Raw genomic sequence first — 15,429 nt, 5'->3', positions numbered from 1 at the left:
GCTTATTTCACCGCAGATTTTACCGATCTGCGGTTTTTATTTACTGAAAATTTAGTAATTTTATTTACTTATTAAGTAAATAGTTGTATCATTAGACCTGAATTCAACAGCTAACTGAAAGATGCAAGTTAACTTGCATTCAGGGGGATTATTATTATGCAAAAAACACATGCACATTCTTGGATTTCTAAATTTGCTTTTGCCATGGGTAATTTAGGCCATGCTGCCTTTTACGGGGTCTTAAGCAATTACTTTATCGTTTTTGTCACTGCAGGATTATTCAGTAAACTTTCATCCAAAATAGCCGGACAGTTGATCGGCTTAGTCACCAGCTTGATCGTTATCATCCGCGTCTTTGAGATCTTTATTGATCCGCTCTTAGGTAATATCGTGGATAACACTAAGACCCGTTGGGGAAAATTTAAACCATGGATTTTGCTGGGTAATGTTGTCAGCGCTATCATCATGATCATCTTATTTACCGGGATCTTTGGATTAGTAAACGTTAATTGGATCGCTTTTGCAATTTTATTTGTGATCTTATTTGTCTTACTAGATGTCTTTTATTCATTTTCCGATGTGTCTTATTGGGGCATGGTCCCTGCTTTGAGTGAAGACAGTAAAGAACGTGGGATCTACACGTCTCTAGGCTCGTTTAGTGGGGCGATCGGTTGGAATGGTTTAACGATCATCGTTGTTCCGATCGTGACTTACTTTACTTTTATAAAAACTGGCAAACATACCCAAGGTGCCTTTGGCTGGCTCGTCTTTGCGGGGATCATCTCCCTTTTAGCCGTGATTTGTGCGGTGATCGTAGTCAAAGGGACAAATGAAAAGGATAACTTGATCCGTTCTGCCGCCAAACAAAAGACGACCTTTAAAGATGTCTTTTTAGGGCTAGCCAAAAATGACCAGATCTTATGGGCAAGTTTAGCTTATTTTATGTATTCGTTAGCTAATGTTGTCACTAATGGGGTCTTTTATTATTTCTTTAAGTTCATTTTAGGCAAGCCCCAATATTTTAGTATCGCCGGATTGATCGCCATTTTAGTCGGCTTTTTTACCGCTCCGATCTATCCGATCTTAAATAAATTCATCCCACGTAAATGGCTCTTTTGTTTTGGACAATGCTGTATGATCAGCTCATATTTCATTTTTATTTTTGCGCGGGAAAATATCTTTTTATTGATCCTTGGTTTGATCTTATTCAATATCACTTTCGCTCAACTTGTAACCGTTTTGACGTTGACTGATGCGATCGAATACGGACAATTAAAGACCGGTGAACGTAACGAAGCAGTCGTCTTAGCTGTCCGTCCGATGATCGATAAATTGACAGGCGCATTTGCCAACGGCTTAGTCGGTTATATTGCTTTAGCAGCTGGCATGACTGGTTCGGCTACTGCTGCCAACATGACCGCTAAAGATATCAAAGTTTTTGAAAGTTTGGCCTTCTACATACCTTTAGTGCTTGCCGTATTAGCCTTAGTGATCTTTTTAACTAAAGTCAAACTTTCTGAAAAGAAACATGCGACGATCGTGGAAGAACTAAAAGATAAACTTGCAGCTGGGAAAACAGCCGTGGCGATCACCGATCCCGGTAAGAAAATTACATTATTAGCACCAGTTTCTGGTTTTGTTAAAGCCCTTCCTAACGAGCAATTGCCTGATTTCAAGGCAACAGGCTTTACGATCAAGCCAACTGAAAATAAAATCTACGCTCCGTTTGATGGTCAAGTTCACTTCACCTTCTCAACTAAACACGTCTTGGGATTAGTCGCCAACGACGGTTTAGAAGTCGTCATCCATGTGGGCATTGATACCGTAAAATTACGTGGTAATGGTTTTATTACGCATTATGCTGACGGACAGCATTTTAAAGCGGGACAATTACTGTTAGAATTTGATCCTGAAGTCCTTAAACAAGCTGGTCTATCAGATTCCGTGATCGTCTTTTTCACTCAACCACGAAATATCGCCAACTTGAAATTAAACGTCGACCAACAGCTCAAACATGGTGAAGTTGTTGCTAACGTTACTTTAAAATCAAACTAACCTAAAAGAACCACCCTTGACGTTAAAATGTCAAAGGTGGTTCTTTTTTTAGTTATTTTTTAGCTTGGACGTTTTTTCTTTTCAACTTTTTTGCCCATTTCCATCTCATCGTTGTAGCCCCAGAACCAAGTTACTAAGAAACTGATCACTAAGGCAGCTACACTAGAGAATAAGAAGGCATAAAAACTAGTTAATTCTGTTGGTTGTGCCGGGTTGAAAAATGATGGGAATCCGATCAAAGAGCCAGTAAAACCAAACATCGTTCCGTGCATCAAACCGGTGATAAAGCCCCCTACTGCTGAACCGATCAAGCCGGAAATAAAGACTTTACGGTAGCGCAAGTTGATCCCATAGATCGCAGGTTCTGTTACCCCACAAAAAGCAGAGATTGCAGCGGCGATCCCTAATGATTTCATGTCATTTTTACGTGACTTGATCGCAACCGCTAAAACAGCGGCACCTTGTGAAACCATCGTAACTGAGATAATCGCATTTAATGAACTTTGGCCACTAGCCGAGAGCTGTTGTGCGACCAATGGTACCACACCCCAGTGGAGCCCGAAAATAACGAGCAACTGATAGAACCCACCAATGAGCAAACCACCAGCCCAGCCAGAAACATGAACTAACCAGTTGATGAAATCAGCGATCCCATTAGCAGCACCTTGGATGATCGGACCAGTGATCACTAAGGTTACAACTGAAACAACTAGAACCGTAATAAGTGGATTAAAGATCATTTGCAGATAGTTAGGCAAGACTTTCTTCAACCAATCCCCTAATTTCTTAGCCAGATAGGCAGCTAAGATCATTGGGAAGATCGAATACGTATAGTTTAAGAACTGGAATTCAAAGCCACCGATACTAAACATGTCTTTGAAATTTTTTCCCCAATCAACTAATTGTGGATAAGTCAAGACGCCCCCGATCACCGCCGTAACGATTGGATCGCCCCCTAAACGTTTAGCCGCCGAAAAACCAACTAAAATCGGTAAGAAATAAAAGGCAGCGTCAGCGATCGAGCTTACCGTGATATAGGCAGTATCTTTGACATCAAGCAAACCACCCAACTGTGGCAAGGTCAATAACGCAAGTAAACCTTTGATGATCCCGGCAGCTGCGATCACACCCACAACTGGACTCATTGAACCGGTAATGATCCCGATCAAACTGCTAAATGCGCGACTGACTGGATTACGGTCATCATCTTCTGGCGCTGTTTGTGGTGTATCTTGTTCGCTTAGAGCTGGCATTTTTTTCATGACTGCATCAAAGACATTCGTAACCTCATTGCCGATCACGACTTGATATTGCCCCGAAGCATGCATAACATCGATCACACCGTCAGTATTTCGCAAAACATCATCATTAGCAAGTTTTTCATCTTTCAAGTAGAAGCGCAAACGAGTAATACAATGAATTAAATTATTGACGTTTTCTTTTCCCCCGACATTTTCGATGATGACATCGGCTAAAGCATCATAGTTGAGTTTGCCATTTTTCTTTAGTGCTGCTTTAACATAAGCTGTCGCAACGGTTTGTCCCGCTACAACTTCTAACTCTTCTACATCTAAACCAGCTAATTTGTCGGCTGAATTAGTGATCAAAACCATGATCGTTGTTTGCAAGCCTGCTAACTTAATGTTTTCTAGTGCCATATTGGCGATCTTTTGACCGGCTGTAACTTGTTGTCCGACTTCGATCGCTAGTTCAAAAGGTTCACCGTGAAGTCCTACCGTATCGATCCCCATATGGATCAAAACTTCAAGTCCTTCTTTAGTCACGATTCCGATCGCATGTTTTGATTCAGCGATCATCGTGATCTCACCCGCTACGGGAGCAACAATTTCTTCGCCTACTGGTTCTAGGCCAAAACCTTGTCCCATCATCCCGGTCGAAAATACTTCATCTTGTACTTTATCAAGGGCAATTGCTTGGCCGGCAGCAGGTGCCCCTAACACAACCTTATTTGTTGCCATTATTTTTCCCTCCGTTTTTAAAACGCTTTCGTTTTTTTCTGCATTTAATATACATGATGTCTATACATGTTGTCAACACTTTTTTGCAAACATTTACAACGTTGATATTAAAGTAAATAAATCTTTTTGTACATGTATAGACATCTGTGTTACAATAGAGAAAACGTTAACTAAAGGATGTGATAATTTGGGCTTAAAACATGAGATGATCGCACAAGATCTCGCCGAAAAGATCAAACACCAACAATTCTTGCCAGGCGATTTTTTACCTAGTGAAAAGCAACTCTGCGAACTCTACGGGACATCACGTGAAACTACCCGCAAGGCACTTAATCATCTGGCAGAATTAGGCTTGATCCAAAAATTAAAAGGCAAAGGTTCTTTAGTCTTAGATATCCAAAAATATACGTTCCCGATCTCGGGGATCACTAGTTTCCAAGAATTAAATGACTCACTTGGGTTACACGCTCAAACTAAGGTGCTCCAACAAAAAACAGGCGCTGCACCTAAATATTTCGGGCAAACACCGATCGAAGCCAAAAAAGCGATCTTTATCGAACGGTTGCGCATCATTGATCAACAGCCAGCCGTTTTAGATCAAGACTATCTGTTAGATCCACCGATCACGGTTTTACCAAAAGACGTGGCGCAACATTCGCTCTACGCTTATTTAGAAAATGAGTTAGGCTTGGAGATTGACTACGCTACTAAGGAGATCACGGTTGAACAAGTTGAACCTGCGATCGCCGAAAAATTAGCACTAAAGGCTAATGAGCCTGCCGTTGTAGTCCGCAGTTTATCTTATCTTGCGGACACAACGCCTTTTCAACTCACAACTTCATATCATCGCCCTGACAAATTCAAATTCATTGACTTTGCGCGGCGCAAAAAACTAAACCACTGACCTAAGGAGGCAAAAGAGACATGCAAACACAATTAGGAAAAAAAGTTATTTATCAAATCTATCCCAAATCATTTTATGATTCTAATGGCGATGGCTTTGGTGATCTACGGGGGATCATTGAAAAAATCCCTTATTTAGCTAAGTTAAATATCGACATGATCTGGTTTAATCCGTTTTATGTCTCCCCCCAAAACGATAATGGCTATGATATTGCCGATTATCGCCAAATTGATCCCCGCTTTGGGACGATGGCTGATTTTGAAGAGCTCGTTGCGAAATTAAAAGCCGTTAACATCGAAGTCATGCTTGATATGGTCTTAAACCATTGTTCCACTGAACATGAATGGTTTAAAAAAGCACTAACTGGCGATGAAAAATATCAAAAATATTTCTACTTACGCCCCGCTAAAGCTGATGGCTCCTTACCGACAAACTGGCAATCAAAATTCGGTGGGCCTGCCTGGGAAAAATTTGGCGACACTGATCTTTATTACCTTCACTTGTTCGACAAAACCCAAGCTGATCTTGACTGGCATAATCCCGATGTTCGTCAAGAAGCGTTTGAGATCGTTAATTTTTGGCGTCAAAAAGGCGTCAAAGGGTTCCGCTTCGATGTGTTAAACGTGATCGGTAAAGATGAAAACTTGGTCGATTCAAGCGATCCAAACCAAGAAAAAATGCTTTATACTGATACACCGGTAGTTCACCAATATATCAAAGAATTAAATGAAAAAACCTTTGGCCAAGATAAAGAGATCGTTACCGTGGGTGAAATGTCTTCCACTAGTTTTCCGGCCTCGATCAAATACTCCGATCCAAAAGAACATGAATTAGCGATGGTCTTTACTTTCCATCACCTAAAAGTCGACTATCGTGACGGCAAAAAGTGGACGAAGATGCCGTTTGATTTTATGGCACTTAAGAAATGTCTCAGTGATTGGCAAATTCAAATGGATCAAGGGGGCGGATGGAACGCCTTATTTTGGAACAACCATGATCAACCATTTGCCTTAAATCGTTTCGGTGATCCCCAAAACTACCGCATCAAATCGGCGCAAATGCTGGCTTCAACGATCCATTTCTTACGAGGTACACCATTTATTTATATGGGCGAAGAGTTAGGGATGATCGATCCAACCTATACTTCGATCGCTGACTATGTCGATGTTGAAGCTAAAAACGCCTACGATGCTCTCTTAAAACAAGGCATGTCACCAACCGAGGCCTTTGAGATCATTACTACCAAAGCACGTGACAATTCTCGGACGCCAATGCACTGGGATGCTACCGAATTTGCGGGCTTTTCAGACGTTAAACCGTGGTTGATGCCGACCGGGCAAGCACAGATCAATGTTGTAGAAGAATTAGCTAATGGCCAGATCTTTAACTTCTACCAAAAACTGATCGCACTGCGTAAACAAGAACCTTTGATCTCTGATGGGCATTTCAAAGAATTATTTGCTAGTCATCCCCAAGTCTTTGCTTATGAACGTTACTTAACTGACAGCCCCGAAAAATTATTTGTTTTCAATAATTTCTACGACAAAAAAGTTACCCTTGAACTCCCTGAAAAAATCGGTGCAGGGGCAGTTTTATGTTCTAACTACGAACGGACTTACGACCAATTACCTAAAGAACTCACGCTCGAGCCATACGAAACACTAGCATTTAAAACAAAATAGCAAAAAAGCATTACCCTACGCTTAAAATCAGTGTAAGGTAATGCTTTTTGTTAGTTTTCAAAAGTCATTTCTTCACGTAAAGCCGTGTAAATTGGTCGTCCACCAAACCATTCGTTGACCACATAAGCGACAAACGTTACTAACACAAGGGGAAAGACTTGGGCTAATGACCCTGCCATTTCCGTTAATAAAACGATCGCCGTAAACGGTGCTTTTTCGATCGCCCCAAAATAAGCAGCCATTGAGATCAAAACGACCCCTAAATATTGGCTTTGTTCGATCACACCAAATTGAAGCAAGCTTATCCCAGCAATACAACCAATGATCGCACCTAAAGAAAGAATCGGCATAAAGATCCCGCCAGGAACCGAAGCACCATAAGAGATCATCGAAAAAACAAACCGGATCACAAAGAACAGCACGAGTAATTTTAAGAGTTGGAGCCAATCTTTGCTACCTAAACTTAAATCGATCACATAATTGATAAAGTCATGACTACCGCCTAAAAGTTTCGCATTCCACAACCCAAGTGGGATCGTCAAGAGTAGCGGTACAATGCTGTGATAAACTTTAGGAATCGCCTTTAGTTTACTGTAAAAGAATTTTAAATCTAAAATCGTGTATTGATAACCAAAGGCTAAAATGCCGATCACACACCCCAACGCAATAAAGACAAATAAATTAGCCTGCGTAAATGAAGGTGTGATCTTAAGGTACATACTTGGCTTAGCACCTAAAGTCACCAAAGTTACAAAATCAGCTGCCAAGGCTGCAGCTAAGGCCGTGATCCAGATCTTAGTTTTAAATGAAGTGGTCACTTCTTCTAGCAAAAATAACACCCCAGCTAAAGGAGCACTAAAAGCAGCCGAAAGTCCAGCAGCGATCCCAGCAGCCATCAAGATTTTTTGGTCATCTTCGCTCGTTTTAAAAGCATCTCTGGCGAATCCTTGACCAATACAAGCGCCCATTTGGATACATGGACCTTCGCGCCCTAAAAGCAACCCTGGACAGATCGCCAAGAGGCCACCAACAAATTTGCGCCATAAGATCTGCCAACAGTTCATCTTATTTTCACCGGTTAAAACCGCCTCGATCTGCGGTACCCCTGAACCGACTAAATTTGTCAGATCATATTTTAAGATTTTTCCTAAAAGCCAGCAAACGCCAACTAATAACAACGCATAAAAAATTATGTACAGGGGATGTTTGGCAAGATATGGGTATAAAACGAATAAAAATTGTAAAGTATGATCGATCAACCAGCGAAATAAACTGACCACGATCCCCGTCACCAATCCAATGAAGACTCCTTGAAATACCAGTTTTAAAAACCGCGGAGCAAAAGGACGATTAAGAACATCACGTGCACGTTTGACCAAAATTACACATCCTTATATCTAAAAATCTTTAATAATCATACCATTTTTCTTGCACTTATCACTAGAGTTAAATTTCACTTTAATCTTTATTTAGAGTCTTCATTTTTATAAATGGTGCCCTATTCCACTTACTACCGCTTTAGTCCCCTAACTAAATTAAAAGGCAAAAACAATTTTTTTCGATTCTATAATTTTTATAGACAGTCCTTTTTTCAATATGCGATAATTTTTAACGTTGTGTTACTTTTAGTAACCAGGAATAAAAAAAGAGAGAAACGATTTTTCAACATGAAACAAACAACCATCTTTTTGAGCTATCTAATTGCGCTCTTGGTCGTTTTAGCCCTTGCTTACTGTGCGTATTATTCTTATACTCACACTGGTTCCACGCAAGTGTCTGAAAGTGAGTTATCCGACAGTGCTTTTGATACTAAAGAAGATACAGATTATATTAGTGAATTCGATTGAGCTATTATTATACATAAAAAAACGGTACTAAGGAACTTTTCCGTTAGTACCGTTTTTATTTGAACTTAATTATTTATGACTTTCAATATAGTTAAAGGCTTCTTGGCCAGCGATCCCGCCATCGCCTACTGCGGTCGTAATTTGACGCAAAAGTTTTTGGCGAACATCACCGATCGCAAAGACACCTGGGATCGATGTTTCCATCTTATCATTAGTGATGATCCAGCCTTTTTCATCAGTGATTCCTAAATCTTTAAATGGTTCTGTCATTGGGATCGAACCAACATAAATAAAGACACCATCCGCAGCAAGCGTTGAATCTTCACCGGTCTTCTTGTTGTGCAACTTGACCCCTGTTACTTTTTGTTCATCTCCTAAGATCTCTTCTACTGTTGTATCCCAGACAAAGTCGATCTTATCGTTTTTAAAGGCACGATCTTGTAAGATCTTTTGTGCACGTAAAGTATCACGGCGGTGTACGTCGGTAACTTTATCGGCCAAATTAGCTAAATAAATCCCTTCTTCGACCGCAGAGTCACCCCCACCGATCACAACTACATCACGATTCTTGTAAAAGGCACCATCGCAGACCGCGCAATAAGAAACACCTCGGCCACCATATTCTTCTTCGCCTTTAACACCTAATTTGCGACTTTGTGAGCCCGTAGCGATGATCACGACTGGTGCTTCGAGGTCATCACTGTCTGTTTTAACGAGCTTTGTGCCATCTTCTTTGACTTCAAGGCCTTCAACGTTACCATAAACGAATTCAGCCCCAAAGTTAGTGGCACTCTTATACATTTCTTCGGAAAGATCAGGACCCGTGATCATCTTAAACCCAGGATAGTTTTCGATCTCGGCTGTATTGTTCATATTACCGCCATAGATTCCGCGATCAAGCATTGCTACTTTTAAATTAGCGCGTGAAGCGTAAAGCGCTGCGGTCATTCCCCCAGGGCCAGCACCGATTACAACTACATCATATTTCTTTGTCATCTTTTTTCCACCTCATTAAGCAAGATATTTTGCTAAAGCTTCCTTAAGTTGTTCTTTCATGTGAACACCAACTAATGTTTCGACCACTTGACCATCCTTTTTGATCATTAAAGTTGGGATCGACATGATTTGGAATTCTTGCGCTGTTTTTGGATTCTCATCTACGTCTAATTTACCAAAAGTAACTTGATCGCCCATCTCTTGAGCTAATTGTTCAATGATCGGCCCTTGCATCCGACATGGACCACACCAAGTAGCCCAAAAATCGATCAACACTACACCTTCAGCTGTCGCACTTGCAAAATTTTTATCTGTAAATTCTTTAACCATTTTTTTACCTCACATCTCCGTTGAACACACTTCTATTCAACTGATTAATTGAATAAGTAAACTATATCACGCTTTTCGATTTTGCGCAACACTTTAATACTTACTTTTTATCAGTTACCCAATCGTAATAACTATAATCTAAACTATACGCCTTATATCCCTTTTTTTTAAGTAATTTAGTCGCAACTTTAGCATAACTACACATTTTCCCGCGACAATAAACAATGATCACTTGATCATTTGGTAAAACTGTAAAATGTTCTTCTAATTGAGCGATCGGGATATTCAACGCTCCTTGAATGTGGCCGGCTTGATATTCATCTTGGGGACGCACATCTAAAAATAAAGCATTTTTATTAGCTTGCAACGCTTTAGCTTTAGTTAATGTTAATTCTGCTTGAAACAGATCAGCTTGGAGTTCTTTTATCTCAGCCAAACGTTCCTCGCCTACTGTTTTTAAACTATCAGCTAAGGTAGCTACATTTTTTGAAGCTAATGAGTAAACTACAAAATTTCCGTTTTTACGGCGTCTTACTAAATTAGCACCGTATAAAACTTGTAGATGCTTTGACGTATTAGCGATACTCATCTGGGTCTCGTGCGCTAGATTTTCAACTGTTTTTTCACACTGCGTCAAAAGTTCCAACAATTCTAATCTACGACTACTCGATAAACACTTACCGATCTTAGCAAGTTCTCCATAAAGTTGTTCACTATACTTGCGTGCATTTATTGTTTCCATCGTTTACCTCCCAGCTAATCAACTGTTCATTTGAATAGTTTAAGCTATTTTTTTATTAACGTCAAACTAAAACTTCTAAAAAAAACCAAAAATAACAATAAAATCCGTTTTATATTTTTTTAAATATAGTATAATGTGTCTAACATAATTTTTAATAACACAAGATCACTTACTAGGCTACTCTTACAAGGGGGACGTGCTATGTTTAGCAAATTAGGAGATTCCATTATTCAGCAAAATAAAGTAGCCACTCTGTTTGATTTTAATATCGGGCTTGAAGTTGAGATGCATCGGATCGCACAAGATGGCAAGTTTAGTCGTGCACCATACCCAAAACAACTGGGTAATGCCCAGTTCAATCCATGGATCACAACTGATTTTTTAGAGACGATGTCTGAAGTAGTGACACCTCAAACAACTGATCCAAAAAAAGCCTTACGATATCTCGCTAGTATCAATGGACTACTACGGACAAGTTTACAAGCGTCCGAACTACTTTGGCCCTTGTCGATGCCACCAGCTTTACCTGCCGATACGAGCGAATTAACACTTTCAAAACGTGGCCCACAAATGGAGGCCTATTTTCAAACTTGGATCGCTAAACACCGCTTTGCACAGGGGACTCCGTGCGGTGTTCATATCAATTTAAGTTTAAATGATTCTTTGTGTGAGTTGATCAAAAGACATTTTCCAAACGAAATGTTGATTAAAAACTATGCTTATGAAACTTTAGCCCAAGGATTCATTAGTTATCAGTGGTTGTTGACTTATTTATTCGGAGCTAGTCCGCTAGCCGAAAAAAACTATTTTGCACCCACTACCAAGCCGCCGCATCCATTTCGCAGCATTCGCCAAAGTGACTTAGGTTTTGGCACAAAATTTTCGGGGGATTATTCAAGTGTTGCAGCTTATGTCGAGCGGTTAGATATGGGGATCGCTACTGGTCAATTGATCGAGGATCATGATTTTCATGGACCAATTAGATTTAAAGGGCCAAAAACTTTGGCTGATCTCAAACGTGTGGGGGCTCAATATCTCGAATTGCGGATGCTTGACTTAGATCCAACTAGCCCACAAGGGATCAAATTAGATACCTTGCGTTTCATCATCCTTTTAGCGGGGTACTTTTTACTAATGCCCCCGCTAAAAAAATCTGAACTTGAACGTACTTTAAAACAAGCAGAACAGTTCAATCAAGCTGTCGCTAAAGAAGATCCACTAGACAAATGTAGCTATCAAGCAGAAGCATTAGATTTTTTTGAAAGTTTACACCACTTTGTAACTACACTTAGGCTAAATAAAAGTTATGACACTCTTTTAGAGCGATTAAGGCAACGCATTTTAATGCCTCGATCGACTCCAAGTGCTCAAATGCTCCAATATGTTCAAGCTGATTCACTGCAAACTTATGCACTCAAACTTGCCCGAACATATCAAAAACAAATAGTAGCTATTGAAAACTTTGAAATGTTTGATACTAGAACTTACACTGCAGCTGAATTAAGTACTGCACTTGACGCATTGAGCTGACCAAAAGAATAAAGGGGGATACTGTTATGTTTAGTAAAATCGGAAAATTGATCTTTGAAAATGAAGCTGTTGCTAAAACGTCAGATTTTACGATGGGGATCGAAGTCGAAATGCATCGGATCGATGATCTAGGAAACTTAAGTCAGGAACCTTATCCTGCAAGTATCGGTGATGAAAAAACAAATAACTGGATCACGACTGACTTTACCGAAACGATGTCTGAGATCGTGACTCCACCGGCAGCCTATTCCTTGGACGCGATGCATTACCTCTATGGGATCAATAACGTTTTACGTTCTTCTTTGGCCCCAGGTGAATTGTTGTGGCCCTTATCGATGCCACCAAAGTTGCCCAAAGATACTAGTCATATTCGCTTAGCCCAATGGGGACCAGAAAAAGAGGCTTACTTGAAAGAATGGGCTAGACGTCATCGTTTTGCCGAGGGTATGCCTTGTGGGATCCATATCAATTTAAGTGTCGATCAGCATATCATCGAGCTTGTTTTGAAAAATTTCCCCGATCGCTTTAAAACTGAACTTGAAGCTAAAAATTATCTCTATGAGATTTTAGCTCAAGGTTTTGTACGTTATCGTTGGTTGATCACTTATCTTTTTGGTGCTAGTCCGATCGCTGAAGAAAATTATTTTGACAATGATTTCAAACTCGAGCATCCAGTACGTAGTGTTCGCCAAAGTTCTGTTGGTTTTGGCAATAAATTTGCTGGTGATTATACCAATGTCCAAGCATATGTAGACCGAATAACTCGTGGTGTCAAAGAAAAGATCTTGATCAAAGACTATGAGTTCCATGGTCCTGTACGGTTTAAGGGAAATCCGGTGTTACAAGAATTACCTAAAACTGGAGCCGAATATATCGAATTGCGTATGCTTGACCTAGATCCAAGTAGTTCAGTCGGGATCAGAACTGATACTTTACGATTTATTCGTCTTTTAGCTAGTTATTTGATCATGAGTCCAGCTTTAAAACCAGGTGAAGTAAACCGCGTTTTAAAACAAGCCGATCAAATGAATGAAGAAGTTGCGACCGAACATCCATTAAGTACATGTAAATATCAAAATAAGGCGCGGGCCTTGATCAGAAGTCTTGAACTTTATGCTAACCAGATCCAATTAGGACCCGAATACCAAGAAATTTTGGACGATTTAGAGGACCGGGTCGAAAATGCAAAAACAACGCCTAGTGCCCGGTTACTTGCATATATCAAAGATGATTCGTTAGAAGAATATGCCTTAAGACGCGCCCGACGTTACCAAAGAGCAGCCCAAGAATCCATCTTAAAATTTGACGGTTTTGAAGATCGGCAATACAGCGCTAAGGAGTTAAAACAAGCTCTATTTCGGGGTAATTGGGATCCCAATTTAGGTCGTAGATAAAGAATTCCCGCTAAGTAGTTCTCGTAATTGACACAATTACAAGAAGCTCCTTAGCGGGAGTTCTTTATTGTCGGCGACTTTTTTTAGCAACGGCATTGGCTCGTTTGATCAAGTCAGCAAAAATATTTTGTGAATTTTCGTAATGTTTATACATATTTTCTGGATGCCATTGTAACGCCAAAATTTGATCACTATCAATCGACTCAAGTGCCTCGACCACACCATCATCGGCTTTAGCAACGACTTTTAAACTAGGTGCAGCCTGCTTTAAAGCTTGATGGTGTCTAGAATTGATATATGGACGCGCACCAACTAATTGATATAGGCGCGAATCTGTAGTTACATTGGCGTGATGCGAAGGTAAATTTCCGGGTGCATCTTGATCGTGTTTAACGTAAATATCTTTATTTTCAGATAAATCTTGATAGAGATTTCCCCCTAAACCAACATTTATCAATTGCATTCCCCGACAAATACCCAAAATGGCTTTCCCCTCTGCAACAGCTCGTTGCAACAAAGCCATCTCAAAAAGATCGCGCTTGCGATAAGTCATTCCTAACTTTAAATGTGGTTCTTCACCATAAAAAGTCGGATCAACATCAAAGCCTCCTGCAAAAACGATCCCGTCAAATAAGTCGATGTAATCATCCACAAATTTAGGATCGACACTTGGCAAGATCACTGGTGCGCCCCCTGATTTAACGATCGCTTCGATCGCAGGTCTAGGCGCATACGGCGCATTTCTTTCATTGATTATGTTGGTAGCTTCGATCAAGGTATCGGCCGGAATTGCAATTCGTGGTCGCATAAGATCCCCTCCCCTAAAAATTGTACTACTTGAAAAATACCACACTTACAATTTTAAGTAAAGATGAAAAGTATTACCACCGAGAAATATTTAAATTTCCATTGTACCTTGGAATGGCATGAGCAAATGGTAAATAAGCCAATTTGTATTCAATATAACCTAAGTCACGAACGTTACATGTGCCATTACGATTCAAAGCTCTTAAGGCTTGTTTTACTTCATATTCATTTAAACTTGGACTACTAGCTAAAACTTGTTCGATCTTACCTAATTCCTCAGTGGTAAACATGATAGTTACCCCCTAATCTTGTTCTGATGCCAAAGTAAACGTTATCGTAAAAATTTGTACTTAGATTATACCATTTTGCTGAGCTAGTTAGTATTAATTTGTCTAGCTAAAAAAGTAGTGTTCAATTTCTAGTACGCGTACCAATTTTTTGCGTAAAAAAACACTCCCTACATTTTGTAAGCAGTGTCGTAAGAATATCCATCTCACAGTTGCCGGACACCCATATAAAAAAGGACCGTTCAGCCTTTTGAACGATCCTTAAGCAATAAAAAATCGGGAAAACAGGATTCGAACCTGCGACCCCCTGGTCCCAAACCAGGTGCTCTACCAAGCTGAGCTATTTCCCGATAAAAAATGCACCCAGCAGGAGTCGAACCTGCAACCTTCTGATTCGTAGTCAGACACTCTATCCAGTTGCGCTATGGGTGCATAATAAAATATTTAGTTAAATGCCGAGGACCGGAATCGAACCGGTACGGTGATCACTCACCGCAGGATTTTAAGTCCTGTGCGTCTGCCAGTTCCGCCACCCCGGCATGATCATCATTTATGCTGATCAAGCGGAAGACGGGATTCGAACCCGCGACCCCCACCATGGCAAGGTGGTGTTCTACCACTGAACTACTTCCGCATAAATGGTGCCGACTAGAGGATTCGAACCTCCGACCCTCTGATTACAAATCAGATGCTCTGCCAGCTGAGCTAAGTCGGCATAAAAATGGTGCGGGTGAAGGGACTTGAACCCCCACGTCATAAGACACTAGAACCTAAATCTAGCGCGTCTGCCAATTCCGCCACACCCGCAAAATCGACGTAAATGAGTCGTGACAGGCTCGAACTGTCGACCCTCTGATTAAAAGTCAGATGCTCTAC

13 protein-coding genes and 6 tRNA genes are annotated in these 15,429 nt (G+C 40.4%); 6 read left to right on the top strand and 13 right to left on the bottom strand.

The window, feature by feature from the left end:
* Positions 1-156: 156 nt before the first annotated feature.
* A complete protein-coding gene (locus FC32_RS03870; RefSeq protein ID WP_056957275.1) occupies positions 157-2,055 on the top strand; it encodes a sugar MFS transporter in 1,899 nt (632 codons plus the stop codon).
* Positions 2,056-2,114: 59 nt separating this feature from the next.
* On the opposite strand, the gene FC32_RS03865 is transcribed toward FC32_RS03870, so the two are convergent.
* A complete protein-coding gene (locus tag FC32_RS03865; protein ID WP_025088024.1) occupies positions 2,115-4,034 on the bottom strand; it encodes a PTS sugar transporter subunit IIABC in 1,920 nt (639 codons plus the stop codon).
* 205 nt (positions 4,035-4,239) lie between these two features.
* Between FC32_RS03865 and treR the strand changes: the two genes are divergently transcribed.
* Entirely contained in the window at positions 4,240-4,938 is a 699-nt protein-coding gene (gene treR, locus FC32_RS03860; protein ID WP_035460298.1) for a trehalose operon repressor, read from the top strand.
* 20 nt (positions 4,939-4,958) lie between these two features.
* A complete protein-coding gene (gene treC, locus FC32_RS03855; protein ID WP_025088022.1) occupies positions 4,959-6,620 on the top strand; it encodes an alpha,alpha-phosphotrehalase in 1,662 nt (553 codons plus the stop codon).
* A 50-nt stretch (positions 6,621-6,670) separates the two neighbouring features.
* On the opposite strand, the gene FC32_RS03850 is transcribed toward treC, so the two are convergent.
* Positions 6,671-7,999, bottom strand: a complete 1,329-nt coding sequence (locus FC32_RS03850) for a ClC family H(+)/Cl(-) exchange transporter (protein WP_025088021.1) — start codon at positions 7,997-7,999, stop codon at positions 6,671-6,673.
* Positions 8,000-8,287: 288 nt separating this feature from the next.
* On the opposite strand from FC32_RS03850, the gene FC32_RS03845 reads away from it, so the two are divergent.
* Positions 8,288-8,467, top strand: a complete 180-nt coding sequence (locus FC32_RS03845; protein ID WP_025088020.1) for a hypothetical protein — start codon at positions 8,288-8,290, stop codon at positions 8,465-8,467.
* Between the two features lie 69 nt (positions 8,468-8,536).
* Here the strand turns inward: FC32_RS03845 and trxB are convergent, their stop codons facing one another.
* The 3 genes from trxB to FC32_RS03830 all read right to left on the bottom strand — a co-directional run bounded on the left by trxB (position 8,537) and on the right by FC32_RS03830 (position 10,535).
* On the bottom strand, positions 8,537-9,463 hold the full coding sequence (gene trxB / locus FC32_RS03840; protein ID WP_056957274.1) for a thioredoxin-disulfide reductase: 927 nt from the start codon (positions 9,461-9,463) through the stop codon (positions 8,537-8,539).
* Positions 9,464-9,478: 15 nt separating this feature from the next.
* Positions 9,479-9,793, bottom strand: a complete 315-nt coding sequence (gene trxA, locus FC32_RS03835) for a thioredoxin (protein ID WP_025088019.1) — start codon at positions 9,791-9,793, stop codon at positions 9,479-9,481.
* A 100-nt stretch (positions 9,794-9,893) separates the two neighbouring features.
* Positions 9,894-10,535 carry an ArsR/SmtB family transcription factor gene (locus tag FC32_RS03830; protein WP_025088018.1) on the bottom strand — a complete coding sequence of 214 codons (642 nt, stop codon included), beginning with the start codon at positions 10,533-10,535 and terminating at the stop codon, positions 9,894-9,896.
* Positions 10,536-10,736: 201 nt separating this feature from the next.
* Here FC32_RS03830 and FC32_RS03825 point away from each other — a divergent pair, with 201 nt between their 5' ends.
* Complete coding sequence (locus FC32_RS03825) at positions 10,737-12,065, top strand: glutamate--cysteine ligase (protein WP_025088017.1); 1,329 nt, start codon at positions 10,737-10,739, stop codon at positions 12,063-12,065.
* 26 nt (positions 12,066-12,091) lie between these two features.
* Positions 12,092-13,459 (top strand): glutamate--cysteine ligase, encoded by a 1,368-nt coding sequence (locus FC32_RS03820; RefSeq protein ID WP_056957273.1) that lies wholly within the window; start codon positions 12,092-12,094, stop codon positions 13,457-13,459.
* Positions 13,460-13,523: 64 nt separating this feature from the next.
* On the opposite strand, the gene FC32_RS03815 is transcribed toward FC32_RS03820, so the two are convergent.
* The 8 genes from FC32_RS03815 to FC32_RS03780 all read right to left on the bottom strand — a co-directional run bounded on the left by FC32_RS03815 (position 13,524) and on the right by FC32_RS03780 (position 15,360).
* Positions 13,524-14,267 (bottom strand): gamma-glutamyl-gamma-aminobutyrate hydrolase family protein, encoded by a 744-nt coding sequence (locus tag FC32_RS03815; RefSeq protein ID WP_025088016.1) that lies wholly within the window; start codon positions 14,265-14,267, stop codon positions 13,524-13,526.
* A 73-nt stretch (positions 14,268-14,340) separates the two neighbouring features.
* On the bottom strand, positions 14,341-14,556 hold the full coding sequence (locus FC32_RS03810; protein WP_025088015.1) for a hypothetical protein: 216 nt from the start codon (positions 14,554-14,556) through the stop codon (positions 14,341-14,343).
* 273 nt (positions 14,557-14,829) lie between these two features.
* Positions 14,830-14,903, bottom strand: a tRNA-Pro gene (locus FC32_RS03805).
* 8 nt (positions 14,904-14,911) lie between these two features.
* Positions 14,912-14,985: transfer RNA gene (locus tag FC32_RS03800), tRNA-Arg, on the bottom strand.
* A gap of 21 nt (positions 14,986-15,006) precedes the next feature.
* Positions 15,007-15,092, bottom strand: a tRNA-Leu gene (locus FC32_RS03795).
* A 23-nt stretch (positions 15,093-15,115) separates the two neighbouring features.
* Positions 15,116-15,187, bottom strand: a tRNA-Gly gene (locus FC32_RS03790).
* 5 nt (positions 15,188-15,192) lie between these two features.
* Positions 15,193-15,268, bottom strand: a tRNA-Thr gene (locus tag FC32_RS03785).
* Positions 15,269-15,275: 7 nt separating this feature from the next.
* Positions 15,276-15,360, bottom strand: a tRNA-Leu gene (locus tag FC32_RS03780).
* Positions 15,361-15,429 lie beyond the last annotated feature (69 nt).

It is taken from the genome of Ligilactobacillus apodemi DSM 16634 = JCM 16172, from assembly GCF_001434405.1.
GTDB lineage: Bacteria > Bacillota > Bacilli > Lactobacillales > Lactobacillaceae > Ligilactobacillus > Ligilactobacillus apodemi.
The sequence above is the reverse complement of the archived record's forward strand: the minus strand, read 5'-3'. Positions and strand labels throughout refer to the sequence as shown.